The organism is Nocardia sp. NPDC101769 (assembly GCF_044766925.1).
Taxonomy (GTDB): domain Bacteria; phylum Actinomycetota; class Actinomycetes; order Mycobacteriales; family Mycobacteriaceae; genus Nocardia.
The window spans coordinates 201,836-223,594 of record NZ_JBIWMX010000011.1 but is presented as its reverse complement, the minus strand read 5'-3'; the positions used below and the strand labels follow the sequence as shown (position 1 = coordinate 223,594).

General features: G+C 66.0%; 21 protein-coding genes and 1 pseudogene. 11 read left to right on the top strand and 11 right to left on the bottom strand.

Features of this window, described 5'->3' with window-relative positions:
- Together ACIRRA_RS19850 and ACIRRA_RS19845 are read left to right on the top strand one after the other, a co-directional pair.
- Nucleotides 1-317, top strand: a pseudogene (locus ACIRRA_RS19850) (hypothetical protein); the annotation flags it as partial.
- A 116-nt stretch (nucleotides 318-433) separates the two neighbouring features.
- Nucleotides 434-1,444: an MBL fold metallo-hydrolase gene (locus ACIRRA_RS19845; RefSeq protein WP_402769845.1), complete on the top strand. Its 1,011-nt coding sequence runs from the start codon at nucleotides 434-436 to the stop codon at nucleotides 1,442-1,444.
- On the opposite strand, the gene ACIRRA_RS19840 is transcribed toward ACIRRA_RS19845, so the two are convergent.
- Nucleotides 1,445-1,945 carry a GNAT family N-acetyltransferase gene (locus ACIRRA_RS19840; RefSeq protein ID WP_402769843.1) on the bottom strand — a complete coding sequence of 167 codons (501 nt, stop codon included), beginning with the start codon at nucleotides 1,943-1,945 and terminating at the stop codon, nucleotides 1,445-1,447.
- A gap of 4 nt (nucleotides 1,946-1,949) precedes the next feature.
- On the bottom strand, nucleotides 1,950-4,019 hold the full coding sequence (locus tag ACIRRA_RS19835; RefSeq protein ID WP_402769840.1) for a neutral/alkaline ceramidase: 2,070 nt from the start codon (nucleotides 4,017-4,019) through the stop codon (nucleotides 1,950-1,952).
- Nucleotides 4,020-4,404: 385 nt separating this feature from the next.
- On the opposite strand from ACIRRA_RS19835, the gene ACIRRA_RS19830 reads away from it, so the two are divergent.
- Nucleotides 4,405-5,325 carry a DUF559 domain-containing protein gene (locus ACIRRA_RS19830; protein ID WP_402769837.1) on the top strand — a complete coding sequence of 307 codons (921 nt, stop codon included), beginning with the start codon at nucleotides 4,405-4,407 and terminating at the stop codon, nucleotides 5,323-5,325.
- An 88-nt stretch (nucleotides 5,326-5,413) separates the two neighbouring features.
- On the opposite strand, the gene ACIRRA_RS19825 is transcribed toward ACIRRA_RS19830, so the two are convergent.
- Genes ACIRRA_RS19825 through ACIRRA_RS19815 form a run of 3 tightly spaced genes read right to left on the bottom strand, consistent with a single transcriptional unit; the run spans nucleotide 5,414 to nucleotide 7,427 of the window.
- Nucleotides 5,414-6,292 carry an alpha/beta fold hydrolase gene (locus ACIRRA_RS19825; RefSeq protein WP_402769834.1) on the bottom strand — a complete coding sequence of 293 codons (879 nt, stop codon included), beginning with the start codon at nucleotides 6,290-6,292 and terminating at the stop codon, nucleotides 5,414-5,416.
- 44 nt (nucleotides 6,293-6,336) lie between these two features.
- Nucleotides 6,337-6,549 (bottom strand): DUF397 domain-containing protein, encoded by a 213-nt coding sequence (locus ACIRRA_RS19820; RefSeq protein WP_402769832.1) that lies wholly within the window; start codon nucleotides 6,547-6,549, stop codon nucleotides 6,337-6,339.
- Nucleotides 6,546-7,427: a helix-turn-helix domain-containing protein gene (locus ACIRRA_RS19815; RefSeq protein ID WP_402769829.1), complete on the bottom strand. Its 882-nt coding sequence runs from the start codon at nucleotides 7,425-7,427 to the stop codon at nucleotides 6,546-6,548. The genes ACIRRA_RS19820 and ACIRRA_RS19815 overlap by 4 nt, the downstream gene beginning before the upstream one ends.
- A 171-nt stretch (nucleotides 7,428-7,598) precedes the next feature.
- On the opposite strand from ACIRRA_RS19815, the gene ACIRRA_RS19810 reads away from it, so the two are divergent.
- Nucleotides 7,599-7,820 carry a hypothetical protein gene (locus ACIRRA_RS19810; protein WP_402769827.1) on the top strand — a complete coding sequence of 74 codons (222 nt, stop codon included), beginning with the start codon at nucleotides 7,599-7,601 and terminating at the stop codon, nucleotides 7,818-7,820.
- Between the two features lie 54 nt (nucleotides 7,821-7,874).
- Nucleotides 7,875-8,759, top strand: a complete 885-nt coding sequence (locus ACIRRA_RS19805) for an HNH endonuclease (protein ID WP_402769825.1) — start codon at nucleotides 7,875-7,877, stop codon at nucleotides 8,757-8,759.
- A gap of 652 nt (nucleotides 8,760-9,411) precedes the next feature.
- Here ACIRRA_RS19805 and ACIRRA_RS19800 read toward each other — a convergent pair.
- Entirely contained in the window at nucleotides 9,412-10,035 is a 624-nt protein-coding gene (locus ACIRRA_RS19800) for a TetR/AcrR family transcriptional regulator (RefSeq protein ID WP_402769822.1), read from the bottom strand.
- Nucleotides 10,036-10,158: 123 nt separating this feature from the next.
- Here ACIRRA_RS19800 and ACIRRA_RS19795 point away from each other — a divergent pair, with 123 nt between their 5' ends.
- Nucleotides 10,159-10,929: an SDR family NAD(P)-dependent oxidoreductase gene (locus tag ACIRRA_RS19795; protein WP_402769820.1), complete on the top strand. Its 771-nt coding sequence runs from the start codon at nucleotides 10,159-10,161 to the stop codon at nucleotides 10,927-10,929.
- Nucleotides 10,930-11,134: 205 nt separating this feature from the next.
- Nucleotides 11,135-11,440 carry a hypothetical protein gene (locus ACIRRA_RS19790; protein WP_402769818.1) on the top strand — a complete coding sequence of 102 codons (306 nt, stop codon included), beginning with the start codon at nucleotides 11,135-11,137 and terminating at the stop codon, nucleotides 11,438-11,440.
- A gap of 119 nt (nucleotides 11,441-11,559) precedes the next feature.
- On the opposite strand, the gene ACIRRA_RS19785 is transcribed toward ACIRRA_RS19790, so the two are convergent.
- The 4 genes from ACIRRA_RS19785 to ACIRRA_RS19770 all read right to left on the bottom strand — a co-directional run bounded on the left by ACIRRA_RS19785 (nucleotide 11,560) and on the right by ACIRRA_RS19770 (nucleotide 15,888).
- A complete protein-coding gene (locus ACIRRA_RS19785) occupies nucleotides 11,560-12,171 on the bottom strand; it encodes a Uma2 family endonuclease (protein ID WP_402769815.1) in 612 nt (203 codons plus the stop codon).
- A 128-nt stretch (nucleotides 12,172-12,299) separates the two neighbouring features.
- Entirely contained in the window at nucleotides 12,300-13,301 is a 1,002-nt protein-coding gene (gene ilvC / locus ACIRRA_RS19780) for a ketol-acid reductoisomerase (RefSeq protein ID WP_364613988.1), read from the bottom strand.
- 110 nt (nucleotides 13,302-13,411) lie between these two features.
- Nucleotides 13,412-13,915 (bottom strand): acetolactate synthase small subunit, encoded by a 504-nt coding sequence (ilvN, locus tag ACIRRA_RS19775; protein WP_040860049.1) that lies wholly within the window; start codon nucleotides 13,913-13,915, stop codon nucleotides 13,412-13,414.
- Nucleotides 13,912-15,888, bottom strand: coding sequence for an acetolactate synthase large subunit (locus ACIRRA_RS19770; protein ID WP_402769812.1), 1,977 nt, complete (start codon nucleotides 15,886-15,888; stop codon nucleotides 13,912-13,914). The genes ilvN and ACIRRA_RS19770 overlap by 4 nt, the downstream gene beginning before the upstream one ends.
- 320 nt (nucleotides 15,889-16,208) lie before the next feature.
- Between ACIRRA_RS19770 and ACIRRA_RS19765 the strand changes: the two genes are divergently transcribed.
- From ACIRRA_RS19765 to ACIRRA_RS19755, 3 genes are all read left to right on the top strand, one after another.
- A complete protein-coding gene (locus ACIRRA_RS19765; RefSeq protein WP_402769809.1) occupies nucleotides 16,209-16,769 on the top strand; it encodes a PH domain-containing protein in 561 nt (186 codons plus the stop codon).
- A 145-nt stretch (nucleotides 16,770-16,914) separates the two neighbouring features.
- The gene (ilvD, locus tag ACIRRA_RS19760) at nucleotides 16,915-18,756 is read left to right on the top strand and encodes a dihydroxy-acid dehydratase (protein WP_402769806.1); all 1,842 of its coding nucleotides are present in this window, start codon (nucleotides 16,915-16,917) and stop codon (nucleotides 18,754-18,756) included.
- Nucleotides 18,757-18,772: 16 nt separating this feature from the next.
- Nucleotides 18,773-19,072: a hypothetical protein gene (locus ACIRRA_RS19755; RefSeq protein ID WP_402769803.1), complete on the top strand. Its 300-nt coding sequence runs from the start codon at nucleotides 18,773-18,775 to the stop codon at nucleotides 19,070-19,072.
- A 437-nt stretch (nucleotides 19,073-19,509) separates the two neighbouring features.
- Here ACIRRA_RS19755 and ACIRRA_RS19750 read toward each other — a convergent pair whose 3' ends face one another.
- A complete protein-coding gene (locus ACIRRA_RS19750; RefSeq protein WP_402769800.1) occupies nucleotides 19,510-20,379 on the bottom strand; it encodes a DoxX family protein in 870 nt (289 codons plus the stop codon).
- 135 nt (nucleotides 20,380-20,514) lie between these two features.
- On the opposite strand from ACIRRA_RS19750, the gene ACIRRA_RS19745 reads away from it, so the two are divergent.
- Nucleotides 20,515-21,666, top strand: coding sequence for a PQQ-dependent sugar dehydrogenase (locus ACIRRA_RS19745; RefSeq protein ID WP_402769797.1), 1,152 nt, complete (start codon nucleotides 20,515-20,517; stop codon nucleotides 21,664-21,666).
- Nucleotides 21,667-21,759: the final 93 nt, after the last annotated feature.

The following is a 21,759-nucleotide window of genomic DNA, read 5'->3' as shown; positions in this document are numbered from 1 at the left end:
GATCGCTGGGATTCGCGGTGACAGTGATCGCGGTCTTCCTGCTGATCGCAGATCGATTCCGCCCCTTGACTTTTCCACTCGCGGCGGTTGGCGCCGTGCCGCTGACGGTGTATTCCGCACACATCGTCGCGATATGGCTACTCGACGACCATATCTCCGAGGAGCCCAGCAATACCCTGCTGGTGGTGTTCCTCGCGATCACCGTGGCGATGTCGGTGCTGTGGGTGCTCGCAGTCGGCCGCGGTCCCCTCGAGCGTGGCGTGTCCTGGCTCAGCGATCGGGCCACCGCGCGGACGCGCAGACCGTCAGCAGCGTGATCGGTCGCGTGTGGCCGGCGGACCGGGCATCGCTCGCCGGCGGGTGACAGTGCGGGCGGATCCGGGCAGAATGCGGGCGGGCGATGCCGCCGCGATGCGAGACAAAGGGGTTCCGGGTGCCGAATAGTAAGACCATTGCCGCACGTCAGCGGTTCTTCGGCAGCGAGGCGGTGGATCCGGTCAGCGGGGCGGTGCGGGAGGATCAGGTGCTGGTGTCCTGGTTCGGGTGTGCCAGTTTCGCGGTGGCCATGGGCGGCGTGGTGTTTCTGCTGGACGCGTGGGTGCCGCGCGGGGCGACCTCCGGGTATGTACCGACCGGGCCGAAGGAGGTCGCGGCGCTGGAGCCGGCGGCAATCTTCATCGGGCACGGGCATTTCGATCATGCGGCCGACGCGGGAACGATCGCGCGGGAGAGCGGGGCGGTGGTGCACGGGACCGCCGAGCATTGCGCGACGGCTCGCAAGCAGGTCCGCGGGGCCGTATTGGCTTGTCAGGAACTGGGTTCCAGCAAATCCGCGCCGGGCGACCGCTACGACTTCGAGCTCGCGCCGGGGCTTTCGGTGACCGCGGTCCGCCACCTGCACTCGGCGCGGACACCGCGGCACGAGGGGGCTGATGCCTCCGCACCCGTGCGGCCCAAACCCTGTCTGTGCGATATCCGTGCCTATCCCCCGGGACTGGGCGACGCCGGACACCTGGCGCGCAATCTGCTCGCGCCGGAGGGCGGAGTTCTGCTGTATCAGTTCCGGCTCGGCGATTTCGTGCTGACCTGGCACGATTCCTCCGGACCGCTGCTGGACAAGGCGCCGCACGTCCTGGACGTGCTGCGCACGCTGCCCGCCTCGGATGTGCACATCGGCGCGGTGCAGGGGTACAACCAGTTCACGAATGGGCTGCGGGACCCGCGCAGCTATATCGAGGCGCTGCGGCCGAAGGTGTTCGTGCCCAACCATCACGACAACTGGCTGCCGTTGATCACCGCCCGGGGTGAGGCGTTCCGGACGCCGCTGCACGAGGAGTTCGCGCGGATGCCGGAGGGAGAGCGGCCGGAGGTGCGGATGCTGCTGGACCGCGACGACTATCTCGCGCCGGGACGGTTGGCGTTCGACCTCGCACCACAGCGCTGATCAGCGGAAGCGGAGAAGCATTGTGATGCTGGTGGTTCCGGCCGGGTTGAGGATCTCCGATCCCGGTACGGCGACGAAGCCGAGGCGTTCGTAGAGCCGCCGGGCCGGATTCTCCAGGCGGACGCTCAGACTCACGGCTTCGTACTGCTCACGGGCTGCGTCGAGGAGTGCGGTCATCAATGCGGTTCCCAGTCCGGTGCCGCGGCTCTCCGGCGCGACACCGATTGCCAGTTCCGGGGTGTCGCTGTCGATGTATCCCAGGGCCGCGTCCTCGGCGGTGAACCGGCGCAGCCACGCGGCGCCCAGCAGCACGCCGTCGAATCCTCCGACCACACCGAGATCACCTGCGGCACCCCAGTTCTGGACGTACTTCGCGAGCTTCGGCTGATCCATCAGCTCGTCCGGCGAGACCAGGCCGCGATCGCGGGCGTACGAGGCCTCGAACAGCATGGCCCACAGGAACTTCTCGTCCGCCACGTCGGCGGGCCGAACGAACACCATAGGGTCAGCCGATCACGAATTCCGCCGATGTTCCAGTGAATTCGTTGACGGCTCCGCCGGCGTCGCGGCTGTCGCCGGTGTACTGGATTCGGTAGCGGCCCGAGGGGGCGCTGTCGGGCACCGTCCATTGGATACTGATGGTGGAGGCGGCGGGTTGGCCGTCCGGGCGGGACCAGTGCAGTTCGGTGCACCAGTCGTTGTCGTCGTAGACGCGCCGCCAGTCATCGCCGGAGCCCTGCTGGACCTCGAAGTAGGTGCCGTCCAGGTGAAAGTTGTTATTGGGGTGCGCGCCGACGAACTCCACCGAAACCGTCTGTCCCGCCCCATAGTTCGCGCCCGGCTGGGTGAGGACCTCACCGTAGGCGCGACCGGCGTGCGGCAGGTCGGCCGGAACCGGTGACAGCAGATTCGGCTGCAATCCGAAGGCCCAGTCGAGCGGGGCCGGGCCACGGCCGAGGTCGATGCGCGCCGCCAAAGCCTTTGCCAGCCGGTCGAATTCCTGCATGTGTGCGGAGAGTGTCCAACGCCCGTACAAGGTTTCGCCGCCCTCGTACTGCTGAGACGCGTATTCCTCAGGGGTGGTGACGTATCCGCAGTAGCCATTGGCGTACCCCTGCAGCAGCACGTTCTCCAGCGGCACGTTCAATGCCCGGGCCACCAGTCGCCGGATTCGCAGCCCCGACACGACCGTGTACTCCGACGGTCCCGAGGCCAGCACCAGATCGCCGATCCGCATCAGCTGCAGCGGCACGACCTGCGGCACCCACGGCCGCGGCGGCAGCACCCCGAGTGGAGCCAGAATCAGCTTGGGCGCCTGCACATCTCGCATCCACTGTTCGATCGGCGAGTCGAGTCCGCCGAGTGCGGCCACCATCGGATTGGCGTCGCCCTCGTGCAGGAACGACAGCTGCGAGTTCCAGTTGTCCTCGGTGCTGGTCGCCATGGCCGCCGCGCCCATCATGGCGGGCGAGGTGCGGGCCGGCTTGCCATCCGGGGTGTAGTCGCCGTCGATAGCGGTGTCCGCGAGGTTCACATAGTGCAGCACCGAATCCACGCCGGCACTGCCCATCGGCGTCGCGGCATCGAAAGCCTTTCGGCCCGCCTGATATTGGCGCTCACCGATGATGGCGCAGTTGGTGCGATTGTCCTCGGTCGGCCCCGACGGATGCATGGGCCGGATCCACAGATTGGGCGTCATATCGCCCGCATTGGTCTGCGGGAAGGCGGCCACGAACGACGGCGCACCGTCCAGATGCCGCACACCCATCTCGTCGTGCTCCCAGCGATAGCTGGCGTATCCCTTGTTGTCCGCCGAGATGAGGGTGTTGCGATCGGTCAGCGAGGTGCCGTGGGTGGCGAACCAGGTGATCGCCCCGACATCCTTGCCGCCCTGCCGGAATCGCAACACGGTGACCTGCGGATCGATGGCATCCGGGAACGCCGCCTTGTCCTCGTCCGGATTGAGTTCGAACGCCACCCGCGACCGATTCGCGCTGGCGTCGTGCAACTCCCCCCGCCCGAGCATGATCGACCCCGGCCCAAGATTCTCATGCGCCGCGACGATCGCCTTCACGATCCCGTTCACCTCGGCATCATGCGAGTTCTGCTGAAACCCCATGGCCGCAAGCGAATACGCATATTCCCGCGCGGTGCCACCACACGAGTTGTGGTTGTGCGTCGCATTGAGATTGACGTTCCGCTCGGTATACAGATCTGCGAACCGCTGCTGCAGTTGCTGCATCACCACCAGATGCACCGACTGGAACAAGCAGGCATTGTCGGTGTTCACGAACGCAACCCGATCCCCCGTAGCCTGATCCACCACGATGTAGGCCCGCGCATAACACCGCGTCAAGAGCCCCGTAGTGACCTGATCAGCCTCGGAGTACCCCATCATCCCCTGCCCCGCCGGGGCCCCGGTGATGTCGGCGATCCCGACGCCGACAAGATAACCCTGCCCCGCGTCCCGATGCCGAACAGGTTGTGCCCCAACCATATTCGCACCAAAAGCCGCACTGGCCCCCACGCCGCCCACCGCAGCCCCCACCAGCACAGCCCGCCGGGACAGAGTCATCGCATCCTCACTTCCACACCCGCGGCAATGCGAACCCAGCCCGCACCCGCCAAAGAGTGAACCTGTTTCATTTCAGGTTTCCCGCAGACTAGTCGGTCACTTGACCAATTTCTAGCCATTGGTGCCGACCCGCGCCCGTCACCCTATCGCCACCAGCGGCACTTCGCCTGCCGCACACGTCGATATCCCCAGGTCACCCTCATTTTCTTCGCCCCCGGCAACCTGCGGCGTCAGCGGGCCCGCCCAAAGAGTTTGCGCGGTCGAAACCTCAGCGGGTCTCCCGATCCAGCGCGATCACCGCTCCCGAACCAACCCAGCCCCTTCCGCTCACTCCACCGCGTTCTCGCGGCCGCCTGCCGCAACGTCCCTGACCACCACCAGGGACGTGCTGGTTTTCCACAGCCTGGCGGGCATCCACAGACTCGGCATATCCCCAGCTCGAGTACATGGCGTGGCCCCGGCTACTCGGCATCCTTACTGGATGATTCGTTCACATGGCGAGCTCCTCGCGGAAGGCGTCCCCGCCAGCACGATCAACGACCGATCCCGACGCGGCGTCTACACGCGACTGCTCCCTGGCGTGTATCGCCTCGGCACTCCAACGACTCTCGACCGATGCCATGCCGTGGTCACGTGGCAGCCCCGCGCGGTCCTCAGTCACCGAACCGCGGCCTGGCTGCACGGATTCCTCCCTGATGAACCGACCAGCGTCGAGGCGACCATCCCGAGAGACGCCGACCGCACCACCCCCGCATGGCTGCGGCTCTACCGCCGGCAACTCCGCCCCGACTGGATCGACGAACGCTACGACCTCCCTCTCACAAACGCGGCATTGACCGTGTTCGACTGCGCCTCTGTCCTTCCCGAGCAGGAGGCCGATGCACTGATCGATCTGCAGGTGGGACACCAGGTGCCCGGACAGGCCTTGCTCGACCTGTGCGAATCCCACCTCCGCGGATCCGCGACCATCCGTAAACAAGTGCGCGAAGCCGCGATCCACGCGGCTTCGGAACCGGAACGCCTGTTCGCACGAGCCATGAACCGCCGCGGCATCCACCTGCTCGGCAACCACCCGATCGGCCCCTACCGCTGCGACTTCGTCGACGAACGCTCGCATACCGTCATCGAGATCGACGGCCGCGAGTTCCACAGCGAGTCGAGCACATTCCGCAGAGACCGCCGTCGCCAGAACGAACTGCTGCTCGGAGGGTGGCTGGTGCTGAGGTACGCGGCCGGGGAGGTATATCGATCCGTCGACAGGTGTGCGGACGAGGCAGCAGCGGTGATCAGACGACGCAGACGCTGATCCGGCATAACCCCGCACTCTCCCCGCCACACACCACCATTCGGACCGAATTCCGCCCAGTAATGCGAGCTCATTCCAGTCCCCTCATCTACCCAGTCTCCCCTGCCAACCCGATCAACCTCGCCCGCACCAACTCAGGCCGCTCATCAACGATGAAATGCCCACACCCCTCGACCAACTCCAGCGTGTAGTCATCCGCCCGAGCCGTCTCCGCCGCGGCGAGCGAGTAGTGCACCGCCGAGTCGTCCTTCCCGAACAGCGCCCGAACCGGCACAGTGGCCCGCCGAGTCTCCGGATTCCGCACCGACGCCGGCACCTCCTTCAGAAGGAACGTCCGGTAGGTGTCGGTAGCAGTCCGAGCCACCACCGGATCCCTGTACCTGTCCGCGAAGACCTTGATGGTGTCCGCATCCATCGCATGCCCCTCCGAGGTGGCAGCCCCAAACAGCCACTCCAAGAACCGAGTCCGCCGCTGCAACGGCACCCCCACACTCGCCATCAACGGCTGATAAGCCAACAGCCGCCAAGCGTGCCGAGCCACATCCTGTTTCGGCGCCCAAGGATGCGCCATATTCAAAACAAGGAACCCCCCGAACCTCTCCGGCTCCCGCAGCACCATCCGATACCCCACAAACCCACCCCAGTCATGCCCCACCAACAAGACATCCTTGCCGAGCCCCATCTCGTCCATCAACGCAAGGACATCCGACGCGACATCCTCCTTCGCCCACCGATGCGGCGCCGCCCCCGACCACCCGTACCCCGGCAGATCCGGCGCAATGATCCGCAACCCCTCCGGCGGATTCGCCAACAGATCCCGATACACATAGTGATGCTGCGGCCACCCATGCAATGCCAACACCGGCCGCCCCTCCCCTGCCTCCGTCACATGAATGCGTACTCCCCGCGCCTCCACGAAGGTCCGACGTACGTTCGGAACTATGGGTGGTTCCAGATCAGCAGCCATAGCCCACGCTAACGCGTCCGGTGCGCCAAATCGCGGAAGTCGACCTAAGCCTGCTCCGAAGTCAGCCTTCCGCGCACGACACCTGCGACGAAGGCGTCCCACTGCTCCGGGGTGAAGATCAGCGCGGGACCGCTGGCGTTCTTCGAATCGCGAACCCCGACCGAACCGTCTCGCAGATGTGCTGTCTCGACACAGTCAGCCTTGTCGCCGCTGTAGCTGCTCTTGAACCATTCGGCTGAGGATAGGTCGTCAGTCACGCTGAAAACTCCTTTGCCACCTGCCGCAGCAGGTTACGACTGACCGCCTCGTCCAACGCTGCCCGCTGAAGGCTATCGAGAACCCGATAGTACCGCCGCACATCGGCGTCCTTCTCCAGGTACGTACACCCGATGAAGGTCTCCAGATACACCACGGGAGGCCATACGCGTTCGCCTCCGGTATCTTCGTCGAACTCGAGAATCGCGAACTGCCCCACGGGATCACAGACCGGTGCTCCTGCCTTGAACGACAGCACTCGCACCGAGACGTTCGGCAATTTGCCGATCTCGGCGAGATGCCTCAGCTGAGCGGCCATCACCATTGGACCGCCCACATTGCACCGCAGCGCCGCCTCGTGGAGGACAACGTCGAGCGACAGGGGCTGATACCTCCGAGATACCGTTGCCTGCCGCCGCGCCCGCAACTCGACTCGACGCTCGTGGTCCGCAGCCGTCTCTTCAGGCTTCACAGCTCGAATGAGCGCGCGAGCGTACTCGGGGGTCTGCAGCAGTCCAGGAACGAGTGCAGGCTGGTAGGTCGTCAACTTCCGAGCCGCGGTCTCGAGCCCGACATACACATCGAAGTTCGCTGGTATCACGCTCCCGTACTCATGCCACCAGCTGGTCTCCGCCGCCTGACGAAGCAACCCGACCATGGCCTCCGCGGTATCGCCGGACAGCTCCAGAACATCGCAAATCGCCTGCAGATCTCGAACTTTCAGCCGAGTAGCGATCCCGCTCTCCAGCCGCTGCAACACCGACGTACTGACATCCGCGGCCTTCGCCACCCGATCCTGCGATATCCCCAGCGCGCTCCGCGCCTCCCGCAAATACCGCCCAAGCTGCCGCCTCGGCAAGGTCGAACCAGTCTCCGACATGACACGCTTCCCCATCAACATGCACCCGTACTGGGTGACGCGGACGCCCAAACTGCCAGCGGTCCAGGGCTTTCGACGAGAAGCCACTGGTTTACCCAGTTCAAGGTAACCACCCACCCACTCGAGTGATGCACTTTCTACATAACCCATCCCAACACCGAGGAGCCCACCATGTTCGACCAACTCACCATCGGGGCCTGGGTAATCACCGCCGCCGACTGCCCAGTCCGTTTCGTCCCCAACCCCCAAGAACACCGCGTCACCCTCGTCCTCGGCGACACCCACCGAGAATTCGAGATCTGCCTGGACGCAGCGACTCTCGCCACGATCATCCACGAAGGCCCGCAAGCCCTGGCCAGCATCTCAGCAAGCTCGACAGACACGGCGCACTGAAACGCATTTGTTGAAGATCAACTCCTCGGGTTCGGTCCATGACAGACTTTCTCCATGGACAGGGATGCCGAGGCCATCCTCCGCGAGGAGATCTTCCTCCACTTGGAGGAGTTGGTCGGTGACACCGGAGTCGTTACCCGCGAACAACTGTGGGACTTCACTCTGAACGGAGCGACTCACCGCCTCATCGACCGCAACCGCGGCATCCGCAACCCAAAGGGCATGCTAGCCACCCTGTCGATCCTGTCCGATCCCAAGGGTAAGTATGCGGACGAAGAACTACAGGACTCCCTCTTCGCCTACGCCTACCGCGAAGGCAGCGTGAACGGCGATAACAAGAAGCTCCGGGCTGCTCTGGACCTCGATCTACCGCTCCTACTACTCCGGAAGATCGCCGACGGCGTCTTCGTTCCGGTGCCGCGGGTATACGTCGTCGCCGACGACCAAGAGAACCGACAGTTTCTGATCGCCCTACACGACAGCGTCCGCCTGGTCGAGAACCCTCTCGAACTCCAGCCCCTGGAACGCGAATACGTCGAACGAGTGACCAAACAGCGCCTACACCAGCCCGAGTTCCGAGGCCGAGTCCTCCGCGCCTACGAATGCCGCTGCGCCGTCTGCCATCTCAAGCACGCCAAGCTCCTCGATGCCGCCCACATCATCGCCGACGGCAAGCCGAACGGCACCCCAACCGTCGACAACGGATTGAGTCTGTGCAAGATCCACCACGCGGCATATGACGAGAACTTCCTCGGGATTACACCTGGTTATCAGATACGCATCAACCAATCTCTCATGGATGAAATCGACGGTCCGATGCTCCGTCATGGTCTACAAGAAATGAACGGCCGACAACTGTTCATACCGGCAAGAGCCAAAGACAAGCCCAGTTCCGCCCGCCTAGCCGTCCGGTTCGCAGAATTCGAGGCCGCCAGCTAGCCGCAACTGGTGTCAACTCATCCCGCTCCCGCTCTGCAGCCGCGAGGTCCTCCCGTACAGCGAGCCGGCGTTCCCGAACTGCTTCGAGTTCCTTCCGGGTAGCGGAAGCCTCTGCTTCCAGTTTCTGGATCTCAGCAGCGTGATCAGCGCATGCTTTCTCCGATCGATCGTCGATCAGACGCTGCAACCTCTCGGCTGGTTCAAGAAGCTTCCGCGCCATCTTGGACTGCTGCCTGATTCAGAAGGCGGCGCTCGAGCCCAGTCCCGCGAAAGGCGTTGTGGAAGCCACAATCACATGAAGCGATTCCGGCGCGACGAAAGCCAGAGCACCCATCAGAATTATCGAGATAACACCCGCGATCGCTGATGCACCTAGCGGCGACTTGTACCATGTACGCCCAGCAGTAGCGAGCATCCTGGCCCGAGATGCAATCCCAATAGCCTCGCGACTCGCATCCCACAGTTCACGGATACCGATTGGCGCGTCAGGTAGACCGAATTCTTCACGGGCCGACTGGAATTCGCGGCGCACCTCATCGACCTGGCCACAGAATTCTTCGTCGTCGACTGCTTCTCCCCAGTTATCCGCGAACTCTTGCCAAGAGTTCGCGGGGAGCCGGAGAGCGTTACGAATTAACCGAGAGTGACCGATTCAGCGATCGATTCCGCTGGCGAGGGCGTGGAGCGCATGGGCGGCGAGGTCGGCGGGGGAACCGTCCCCACTGGTCGGTCCATTATCGGATGCCCACTGCTCGAGCGCGATTCGGATCGCACCGGCGGCGGCCGCGGCAAGGAGGCGGAGGCGCAAAGGATCTGCTTCACCGTCTGCCAGATCGGTCAGCACTCGCAGCAATTCACGTTCGCCTTCGAGGTTGATGCGGTGCCAGACGGTGCGGAGAGTCGGGTCGTCATCCATTGCGTGGATGAGTCCACGCGTGATTTCGAGGTCCTCGGGAGCGCCTTCGAACGTCAGGGAGGATCGGGCCGCCGCCTCGAGTTCGGGCAAGGTGGGCAGGCGTCGCGGGCCGGAGGCGACGATCTCCAACCAGCGTTCGGCGCCCGCGGCGAGCATGGGTTCTACTGCTTCTTCCTTCGTGCGCGAGTAGCGGTAGAAGGTGCGTAGCGCTACGCCGGATTCGGAGGCTATTTGGTCTGCGGTTACCTCGGAGGTGCCGTGCTCTGCGAAGAGGCGGGCTGCGGTTCGGGCTATGTCCATGCGGGTTTCTTGTTTGCGGCGTTCCGCGAGGGTGGGGCGCGGGAGGGGTTGGGCGGACATTCTCACCTCCTTTGGGCGGGCTCGTTGGGACAATCCTAGTTGACGGGATGCCATGATGGCATGACGTGCCACACAGGCGTAGCGTGTCAGGAGAGGTTGAGAACCTAGGTAAGGAGAACCGCAATGGAGCGTTTTGACGGCCGTCGAGTAGTGATCACCGGGGCGGGGTCGGGGATTGGGCGGGCTACTGTGCATCGGATCCTGGCCGAGGGTGGGCAGGTTGTCGGGGCCGATGTGAATGAGGCCGGGCTGGCGGAGACTGCCAAGCAGGCGGCGGAGAACGGGAATGGGGATCGGCTGACCACGCTGGTGGTGGATATCGCCGATGAGGCGTCGGTGAAGGCTGGGGTTGCGAACGCGGTCGAGGCGCTGGGCGGGATCGATGCGCTGATCAACGCGGCGGGGATTCTGCGGTCGGCGCATACGCACGAGATGCCGCTGGCTGATTTCAACAAGATCATTGCTGTCAACCTGACCGGTACGTTCCTGATGATTCGGGAGGCGCTGCCGCAGCTGCTGGCCTCGGACAAGGGCGTGATCGTCAACTTCACGTCGACGTCCGCGTTCTTCGCGCACCCGTACATGTCCGCCTATGCCGCGTCCAAGGGCGGCATCATGTCCATGACGCACGCGCTCGCCGCGGAGTACTCCAAGCAGGGCCTGCGCGTGGTTGCCGTTGCGCCGGGGTCGATTTCGAGTGATATGACCGACGGGCGCGGCCCGGGCCTGCCGGCGGATGCCGATCTGAGCCTGTTCATGAAGCTTGCGCCGGGTATCGGGCAGGGGTTCGCGTCGCCGGATACCGTGGCGGGCGTGGTCGCCATGCTGGCGTCGGATGACGGTGCGTTCATTACCGGCACCGAAATTCGGATCGACGGTGGCACGCACTACTGAGTCTGCAGCACTCGGTTCGACACCCACAGAATCGAATCGAGTCGCAGTTGCGAACGGCCCTGCGGGAGAATTCCTGCGGGGCCGTTGCCGTGCACTGGGTTTCGGGGTCGCTCAGGGTCTCGTGTCATACATGAGGACCATTCGGCCCTGAATTCACAGGGATTCGGATTCACAAAAGGGCACGAGTCGGGCACAGTTGCTGACCATGAAGTCGACATCTCTACGCCGGATCACAGCCCGCGTGGCCGTGGCCGGTGCGATCGCCTTGGTTCCCCTTGCAGCAGTGACCATTCCGGCCTCGGCGGACGTTCCGCTGGACAATGCTCCGGCGGATGTGGCCTGGCCTCACCACCAGGACGGCTGGTGGGATCGGGACGACTGGCGGCACCGCCACGACCACGACCGCGACGACTGGAACCGCGGGTGGCGCGACAACGACGACTGGAACCGCGGCTGGCGCGACAACGACGACTGGCGCAATTTCCTGCCGGACAGCTTCGGCAGCTGGTAAACCCGAGACACGACCACACCTCGCGCGATCCCCCCCTCACGCGCGAACAGCGCAGGCCCGCCGGGAGAAATCCCTGGCGGGCTTCCGCTGATGAAAGCCTGACACGACTCCCGGTCTCGTCAAAACGCTTGCAATGCCTCGAAAGTGACAGCCAAGGTGACCGGAGTGTCGAGGACCAGCGCGGTTCGGTGGACGTGATGTGGAACGTATCGCAGCCCCGACCAATCCAGGCGATACTCCTCGATGCGGTCGATGACTTCCCAGCTCTTGTCGAAGAGCACGATCAAGTAGGCCGGAACACCGGCTCGTGCATACATCATTCGCTTGACGCCGGAATCGGTATCGACGGTGTCTTTCGAGACCACTTCGACGATCAGCTGAATGTGATCGCGGACAGTATTGACGTCGTAAGGCTCGCAGTCCCGAACCATTATGTCGGGGTATCTGACATTCAACCGACGATTGGCCCGCTTGTCTTCGGCGTCCGGAAAACGAACGGCACCATCGGAATCCACTCGCAGACACGGCCCGGCCGGGTGGCGCGCAGCTTCGATCGCCGCGATCAGACGCCGGATGACCAATCCATGAATGACGCTCTGCGACATCAATCGGATCAGCCGCCCATCCACGATCTCGACATCGCCAGCGGTGCTGCTGAACGCATCTGGTTCAGCTGTGAGGAATTCCTCCGCTGTCAGGTATCGGACATCGTCCGCAGGTGACCTGGTCACCGCTACCCCCTCTGCCGCGCCAAAGCCAATGTTGTCACGCGGACATCGTAGTCCCGGACTGGCGTCGCGCCGCCGAACGGCGAACGGCCCGGCACCAATCGGTACCGGGCCGCTGTCAACGAAAACCCTTAGGCGGTTTCGGTGATCGGGCGGTCGACCCAGCTCATCAGGCCGCGGAGCTTGGCGCCGGTGACCTCGATCGGGTGCTCGGCGTTGGCCTTGCGCAGGGCCTCGAGCTCCTTGTTGCCGCCCTCGACGTTGGCGACCAGGCGCTTGACGAAGGTGCCGTCCTGGATGTCGGCCAGGATCGCCTTCATGCGCTCCTTGGTGCCGGCGTCGATGACGCGCGGGCCCGACAGGTAGCCACCGAACTCGGCGGTGTCGGAGACCGAGTAGTTCATGCGGGCGATGCCGCCCTCGTACATCAGGTCGACGATCAGCTTGAGCTCGTGCAGGACCTCGAAGTAGGCCATCTCCGGCGCGTAGCCGGCCTCGACCATGACCTCGAAACCGGTCTTGACCAGTTCCTCGGTGCCACCGCAGAGCACGGCCTGCTCACCGAAGAGGTCGGTCTCGGTCTCTTCCTTGAAGGTGGTCTTGATGACGCCGGCGCGGGTACCGCCGATGCCCTTGGCGTAGGACAGCGCCAGCGCCTGGCCGGTGCCGGTCGGGTCCTGGTCGATGGCGATCAGGGCCGGAACGCCCTTGCCGTCGACGAACTGACGACGCACCAGGTGGCCCGGGCCCTTCGGGGCGACCATGCCGACGGTGACGTTGGCCGGAGCCTTGATCAGACCGAAGTGGATGTTCAGGCCGTGGCCGAAGAACAGCGCGTCGCCGTCCTTCAGGTGCGGCTCGATGTCGTTGGTGAAGATCGAGGCCTGCGCGGTGTCGGGCGCGAGGACCATGATCACGTCGGCCCACTCGGCGACCTCGGCCGGGGTGCCGACGGTCAGGCCGGCCTCTTCGGCCTTGGCACGGGACTTCGAGCCCTCCTTGAGGCCGATGCGGACATCGACGCCGGAGTCGCGCAGGCTCAGCGAGTGGGCGTGGCCCTGGCTGCCGTAACCGATGACGGCGACCTTCTTGCCCTGGATGATCGACAGGTCGGCATCGTCGTCGTAGAACATCTCGACTGCCACTTTGGGTGCTCCTTCTTGGATTCTGTGATTAAGCGTGGTGGATCCCGGCCGAAAGCATGCCGGGATGGCGGGCGGATGGCCGCCGCGGCGGCCGGTTACTAGCGAGTCGCGGTGATGGACTTGGGTCCACGACCCACCGCGACAACTCCGGACTGCACGATCTCACGGATCCCGTAGGGCTCCATCATGCGCAGCAGCGCGTCGAGCTTGGAGCGGGTGCCGGTGGCCTCGATGGTCAGCGCGTCGGGCGACACGTCGATCACCTTCGCGCGGAACAGGTTCACGGCCTCGATCACCTGGGTGCGCACGCTGGCGTCGGCGCGCACCTTCACCAGGATCAGTTCGCGGGCCACGGAGCTGTCCGTGTCCTGCTCGACGATCTTGATGACATTGACCAGCTTGTTCAGCTGCTTGGTGACCTGCTCCAGCGGCAGATCCTCCACCGTGACGACGATGGTCATGCGCGAGATCTCCGGGATCTCGGTGCCGCCCACCGCGAGCGACTGGATATTGAAGCCACGCCGGGAGAACAGGCTGGCCACGCGGGCCAGCACGCCCGGCTTGTCCTCCACCAGCACGGACAGGGTGTGGGTGGTGGTCATTCCTCGGTCCCCTTCTGGGAGGCACGCTCATGGGCGGCCAGCGAAGCCTTCTCGTGCGACATCGCCTCATGGATCACGGCGGGCTCGGACGCCGACTCGTCGTCGTCGAACAGCGGGCGGATGCCGCGCGCGGCCATGATTTCGTCGTTCGAGGTGCCGGCGGCGACCATCGGCCACACCTGCGCGTCCTTGCCGACGATGAAGTCGATCACCACGGGCCGGTCGTTGATCGACTGCGCCTCGCGGATCGCGGCCTCGACGTCCTCTTCCTTCTCCACGCGAATGCCGTGGCAGCCCAGCGCTTCCGCCAGCTTCACGAAGTCGGGGATGCGCAGGGTGTGGGTGCCCAGGTCGGTATTGGAGTAGCGCTGCTCGTAGAACAGGGTCTGCCACTGCCGGACCATGCCCAGGTTGCCGTTGTTGATCAGCGCGACCTTGATCGGCACGCCCTCGACGGCACAGGTGGCCAGCTCCTGATTGGTCATCTGGAAGCAGCCGTCACCGTCGATGGCCCAGACCTCGCGGTCCGGCATGCCCATCTTGGCGCCCATGGCGGCCGGCACGGCGTAACCCATGGTGCCGAGACCACCGGAGTTCAGCCAGGTGCGCGGCTTCTCGTACTTGATGAACTGCGCGGCCCACATCTGGTGCTGGCCGACGCCGGCACAGTAGATCGCGTCGGGACCGGCCATCTGGCCCAGCTTCTCGATGACGAACTCCGGTGACAGCGAACCGTCGGACGGGGTCTTCCAGCCCAGCGGGTAGCTGTCGCGGACGCCGCTCAGGTAGGTCCACCACGTGGTCAGATCCAGCAGCGGAGCCTTGCCCGCGGCGGCCGGGTCGGCCCTGAGGGTCTCGATCAGTTCGGCGATGACCTCGCGGCAGTCACCCACGATCGGCACGTCCGCGTGGCGGTTCTTGCCGATCTCGGCCGGGTCGATGTCGGCGTGGATCACCTTGGCGTTCGGCGCGAACGAGTCCAGCTGGCCGGTGACGCGGTCGTCGAAACGCGCACCCAGGGTGATCAGCAGATCCGAACGCTGCAGTGCCGCAACGGCTCCCACGGTGCCGTGCATACCCGGCATGCCCATGTTCAGGGCGTGGGTGTCGGGGAACGCGCCGCGCGCCATCAAGGTGGTGACCACCGGAATGCCGGTCAGCTCGGCCAGTTCCAGCAGTTCCTCGCTGGCGTCGGCCTTGATGACACCGCCGCCGACGTACAGCACCGGGGCCTTGGCATCCATGATCATCCGGGCCGCCTCGCGCACCTGCTTGCCGTGCGGCTTGGTGACCGGACGGTAGCCGGGCAGCTTCATCTCCGGCGGCCAGGAGAAGGTGGTCTGCGCCTGCAGCACATCCTTCGGGATGTCGACCAGCACCGCGCCCGGGCGGCCGGTGGAGGCCAGGTGGAACGCCTCGGCGATCATCCGCGGGATGTCGATCGGGTCGGTGACCAGGAAGTTGTGCTTGGTGCACGCCATGGTGATGCCGGAGATGTCGGCTTCCTGGAAGGCGTCGGTGCCGATCAGCGCACGGCCGACCTGACCGGTGATGGCCACCAGCGGCACCGAGTCCATCTGCGCGTCCGCGATCGGGGTGACCAGGTTGGTCGCGCCCGGACCGGACGTGGCCATGCACACACCCACCTTGCCGGTCGCCTGCGCGTAGCCGGTCGCGGCGTGACCCGCGCCCTGCTCGTGGCGGACCAGCACGTGGCGGACCTTGGTGGAATCGAACAGCGGGTCGTAGACGGGAAGGATCGCACCGCCCGGAATGCCGAATACCGTGTCGACGCCCAGCTCCTCGAGGGAACGGACGACCGACTGCGCGCCGGTGACCCGCTCGGGCGGGACCTGGCGGCGGTTCGGGGCCGGCGCAGAAGCTGACTCTCGGCCAGCCGAGGAGGTCGGCTGAGTGGCCGAAGGCGCGGGCCTGCGGGCCGAGGGCCCGGGCCGGGCGGTAGGTGCGCTCACCGTCTTGGTTCCTTACTGCTCGTCGTTCGAGTCCATGGGACTTGCCTGAACACAAAAAAGCCCCCGACAGCCAGTGGCTGTTCGAGGGTGGCGCGTCGCAGCTGCGAGCTGACGTAAATGACCTACAGTCGTCGGCTCAGCGCTGGACGCGCCGGCCGATTACGAGCAACTCGGTTCGATTCACGCGCTCGACGGTATGCGCGCGTGGGTCGTTCAGTCAAACAGCTGACCTATTGGGTCTCATTATGTGAGACAGTGCGGTTGATCGGGTCCGTTCACCGTGATGCAAGGATATGGGTGTGTCCTCACAGCATCAGTCCGTGCCACCTGCTCGATCGTCCCACACGCCCGAGTCCGAATCGGATGCGGGTCGCGTGATCCGCGTCCCCCGGCTCGCTCACCTCGGGGTGTTCATCCTGCTGTTCTGCGTGGCCTTCGCGTTCTTCGGGTGGCCGCAGGTGCTGTGGATCCTGTTCGCCATCCCGGCTGTCGTGGTGGTGTGGATCGAGCGGACCCGAACGACCGTCTCGGACAATGGCATCGACACGCGCACCCTGTTCGGCGGGCGGCACATCGACTGGGCCGACGTGCGCGGGCTGCGCATCCCGAAGCGGGGGTACCTGCAGCTGCATCTGGCCGACGACTCCGATGTGACCCTGCCCGCGGTGGGTTACAACCGGCTGGCGGATCTGGTCGCGGCCTCGGGCGGGCGCATCCCGGATCCGTTCGTGGAGCCCGAGGACGACGAGGAAGAGGGCGAAGCCGGCGAGACTGCGGCCGAAACCACCGAGGCTGTGTCCGAAACCACGGAGAGCACGGCCGAAACCACCGAGCCGACGGCCGAAACCACCGAGCGCGAGGCCGATTCCGGCAAGTCGTAGGCGTTTCGGGCGTGCAGAGTTCTTACCGGCGGTGATCGAGGTCATGGCGCGGGAGTAACGTTGACGCCCGCCGGAGAACGTTGCGAGACGTATTTCTGGACAGTCGCTCAACAGCCCACTGCGACACGACCCGAGGACCTGACCAATGCCACCGCTTCGCTCACGCACCACCACCGCCGGCCGCAATGCCGCGGGCGCTCGCGCCCTCTGGCGCGCGACCGGTCTCACCGACTCCGACTTCGGGAAGCCGATCGTCGCCATCGCGAACTCCTACACCCAGTTCGTCCCCGGCCACGTGCACCTGAAGGACGTCGGCGAGATCGTGGCCGAGGCGGTCCGGGCGGCTGGCGGCGTACCGCGCGAGTTCCACACCATTGCCGTGGACGACGGCATCGCCATGGGTCACGGCGGCATGCTGTACTCGCTGCCCTCGCGCGAGATCATCGCCGACTCCGTGGAATACATGGCCAATGCGCACACCGCGGACGCGCTCGTGTGTATCTCCAACTGCGACAAGATCACTCCCGGCATGCTGAACGCCGCCATGCGGCTCAACATCCCGGCCGTGTTCGTCTCCGGCGGTCCGATGGAGGCCGGTAAGGCCGTGGTCGTCGGCGGCGTGGCCCAGGCCCCGACCGACCTGATCACCGCCATCTCCGCCAGCGCCTCGCCGAACGTCACCGAGGACGGGCTCACCGAGGTCGAGCGCTCCGCCTGCCCGACCTGTGGCTCCTGCTCGGGCATGTTCACCGCCAATTCCATGAACTGCCTCACCGAGGCGCTGGGCCTGGCGCTGCCGGGCAACGGCTCCACCCTGGCCACCCACGCCGCGCGCCGGGCGCTGTTCGAGAAGGCCGGCCGCGTCATCGTCGATATCGCCACCCGCTGGTACCGCGACGACGACGCCTCGGTGCTGCCGCGAAACGTGGCCAATGCCAAGGCCTTCCGCAATGCCATGGCTCTCGATGTGGCCATGGGCGGTTCCACCAACACCGTGCTGCACACCCTCGCCGCCGCGCAGGAGGGTGAGATCGAGTTCGATCTGCAGACCATCGACGAGATCTCGCGTCGCGTCCCCTGCCTGTCCAAGGTGTCGCCCAACTCCGACTACCACATGGAGGACGTGCACCGCGCCGGTGGCATCCCGGCCATCCTGGGCGAGCTGCGCCGCGCCGACCTGCTCGAGACCGACGTGACCACGGTGCACACCGCGTCCTTCGACGAGTGGCTCGACACCTGGGACATCCGCTCCGGCAAGGCTTCCGAGGAAGCCGTCGAACTGTTCCACGCCGCGCCCGGCGGGGTGCGCACCACCGTGCCGTTCTCCACCGAGAACCGCTGGTCCTCGCTCGACACCGACGCCGAGGGCGGCTGCATCCGCGACAAGGAGCACGCCTACACCGTCGAGGGCGGGCTGTGCGTGCTGCGCGGCAATATCGCCCCGGACGGCGCGATCCTGAAGACCGCCGGTATCGATGAGGATCTGTTCACCTTCGAGGGCCCGGCCGTGGTGGTCGAATCCCAGGAGGAGGCGGTCTCGAAGATCCTGGGCAAGGAGATCCAGCCCGGCGACGTGGTCGTGGTCCGCTACGAGGGTCCCTCCGGCGGCCCGGGCATGCAGGAGATGCTGCACCCCACCTCGTTCCTGAAGGGCGTCGGCCTGGGCAAGGTCTGCGCGCTCATCACCGACGGCCGCTTCTCCGGCGGCACCTCGGGCCTGTCCATCGGCCACATCTCCCCGGAGGCGGCCAGCGGCGGGTCCATCGGCCTCATCGAGAACGGTGACCGCATCCGTATCGACGTGCACACCCGCGCGCTCGAATTGCTGGTCCCCGAAGACGTTCTGGCGGAGCGCCGCGTGAAAATGGAAGCGTCCGAACGGCCTTGGCAGCCCGTGAACCGCGAGCGCCCGGTGACGACCGCGCTGCGTGCCTACGCCGCGCTCGCCACCTCCGCCGACAAGGGTGCCGTCCGGCGCGTGCCGTAATCAAGGAAGCAAGGGAATGACAATCGAATACATCGGCAAGGCCGACTCCATGCTTGCCGACTACACGGCCATGCTCCAGCGGTCGGACGCCCGCAATGCCGAAGCGCGCACACTGCTCGCCGAGGCCGAGGAGCTGGCCGCCGAGGTCCGGGAACTCGACCACGCCGAGTTCATGGCGACGCCGGACGAGCAGATGCGGATCAACCAGCACCGGGCGATGCTGCACCAGGAGATCGACATCAAGTCCGGCCGGGTCCTCCAGCTCCACCAGGAGACCTTCCAGGAATGGGAATCCTGGACGACGCGTCAGTGGTGAAAGGTGGTGGGGGGCAAGCCCCCCACACCCCCCGGAGAGGATTTGTGGGTGCCAGCCCCCACACCCTCGGGGAAGACTTGCGCGAGTAAGCCCCCACACCCCCGGGAGGAGATTTGTGGGGGGCAAGCCCCCGCACCCCGAGAGGTCTCGCGGGATCTCCCACACATCTGAACGTCTCGCGGAGCCTCCCGCACAGCCGGAGCATCTCGCGGAGCCTCCCGCACAGCCGGAGCATCTCGCCGAGTCTCCCGCCGGCCGGAGGATGCAGGGTCTCCGCGCTGCAGAAGCGCGCGGGATTTCCCCCGGCCGATGCTGCATGTGAGGAGTTCCTGCCCGGCCACACCGTCCGCGGGGGTCTCACATGACCTGTACGAAGAAGCGGCCGTATCGATCGGTTGGGATCGATACGGCCGCTTGGTAGTTCAGGGGTGCCGGGGTCAGTCGAAGGTGATGCCGGTGAGGGGGTTGCCGCCGTGGAGGTAGGTGTACGCGAGGATGGCGGCGGCGATGGCGGCGGCGCAGGCGGCGAAGGAGCCCCAGAGGGGTCTGGTGGCCCAGCCTCGGTTGCGGTCGAAGGAGAGGCGGCCGGGGCCGGTGAGGATGAGAACCGTGGTGAGGCCTACGAGGACGGATTCGAGTTCTACCGAGTTGCCCTTGGCGGAGTATTGGAAGCCGGGGACCATGGACTGCTTCCACATCCAGGCGTCGAGGATGACGGCGAGCAGGGCGCCGGCGGCCAGAGGGGTCGCCACGCCGAGGGCGACCATGATGCCACCGCCGAGTTCACCGGCGATGAGGAGGGGGGCGGCGAGGTCCACGTGCTTCCAGCCGCCGTTCTCCATGGCGGTCCTGATGCCGTCGTAGCCGGGGCCGTGGAACCAGCCCGTGGCCTTCTGCAGGCCGTGGTAGACGAAGGTGCCGCCGATGATCAAGCGCAGCAACAGGAGTCCGAGATCCAGCGTGCCGCGGCGGTCGTCGCGGCGGCGGACGCGGCCGTTGCTGTCGGCGGGGCTGGGCGGCGCCGGCGGGATGCTGGCGAACGTGTAGGTCGAGGACGGCTCGGTGGTGGTGCTGTCGGCCGCGCCCGGGATGACATTCATGACCTGGGAGTAGAGCGGTACCTCGGGGTCGAGACCGAGTTCCTCGTCGGTGCGGGGCAGTTTCTCGGTGGTCTGGACGCCGGACGGGGTGGCGAACTGTTCGGTCGGCGAATCGAAGGGGCTGCGGACCGGTTCACCGGCCGGTCGCGGAGCAGCGGGCGGCAGGTCGCCCGCCACGGCGGACGGCTCGTTCGGCTTGTCTGTCACGCGGGCCAGACTATTAGCCGGAGCCACTCGGCACACAGCAGAACGCGGGCGTGTCCACCGTCCGATTCGCGCCACGGCGAAGGAAGGGACACCCCATCCGAGCGTGGACGGCAGGTTTTCCGTAACGTCTCAACCATGAGTTTGGTTGCCGCTGGCCGTGTCGGGGTGGGTGCACGGAGAGTTGTGCTGGGCGTGACGCTGGGCGCCGTGCTGCTGTCCGGTTGCGCCCGCTTCGACGATCGTGCCTCGAGCCCGTTCACCACGGAGCCGACCTGGCAGGACGCCGAGCCCAGCACGACCACGCCGAAGGTGCCGCCGACCAATGCCAAGCGCCCCGATCTGCCGTGCGTGGATCCCGATCTGGCGGTGGTGGTCTCGTGCCTGGACACCACCGCCGGCCTGGTCGCGCTCCCGGACGGCGGGAGCGCGCTGGTGGCTGAACGCACCACGGGGCGCATCCTGAAGGTGGTCGCCACCGACGAGGGTGAACCGCCCGCGCCCGTCGAGATCGCCCGGCTGGATGTGGATCCGGCCGGGGACGGCGGTCTCACCGGCCTGGCGCTGTCGCCCACCTTCACCGAGGATGGGCTGATCTACGCGTACGTGACCACCGGGGGCGACAACCGGGTGGTGCGCATCTCCACCGACGGCGGCGGCGCGCCCAAGCCGATCCTGACCGGAATTCCGAAGGGGGTCAACGGCAATCGCGGGTCCATCGATTTCGCCTCGCAGAACCGCATGCTGGTGCTCACCGGTGACGCCGGCAACCCGTCGCTGGCGGCCGACACCAACTCGATGGCCGGCAAGCTGCTCAGCATCGACTCCCCCGCGCCCGGCGCCTCCGCCGATGTGGTGGTGACCGGTATCGGCGTGGCGGGCGGGGTGTGCTCGGACGGCAAGGATTCCATCTGGATCACCGACCGCACCGCCACCGAGGACCGGTTGCAGCGGGTCGGCCCCGACGGTGTCGCGGTGAAGGCCTGGACCTGGCCCGATCACCCGGGCGTGGCGGGCTGTGCCGCCGCCTCGGACGGTGTCGCGATCTCCATGACCAACCAGCGAGCCCTGGCTCTCGCCACCGCCGACAAGAACACGCACGCCGTCACCGCGGCGCCCTCGCTGCTGGCCCAGGACAAGTACGGCCGCCTCGACGGCGCGACGCTGGGCGGCGACGGCAATATCTGGGTCGGTACCGTGAACAAGCCCGACGGCAATCCCAATCAGTACGACGACCGCGTGGTGCGGATCCCGCCGCCGTCCGCGGGCCAGGGCAATGGACCGGACTAGCCACCGGCTTTCCCTGCGGCGCACAGCCAACTGCTGTGCGCCGCAGGGCTTTTCGGGGACTGGCAATTCCGCCGGGTGCCACCATCGCTGCCA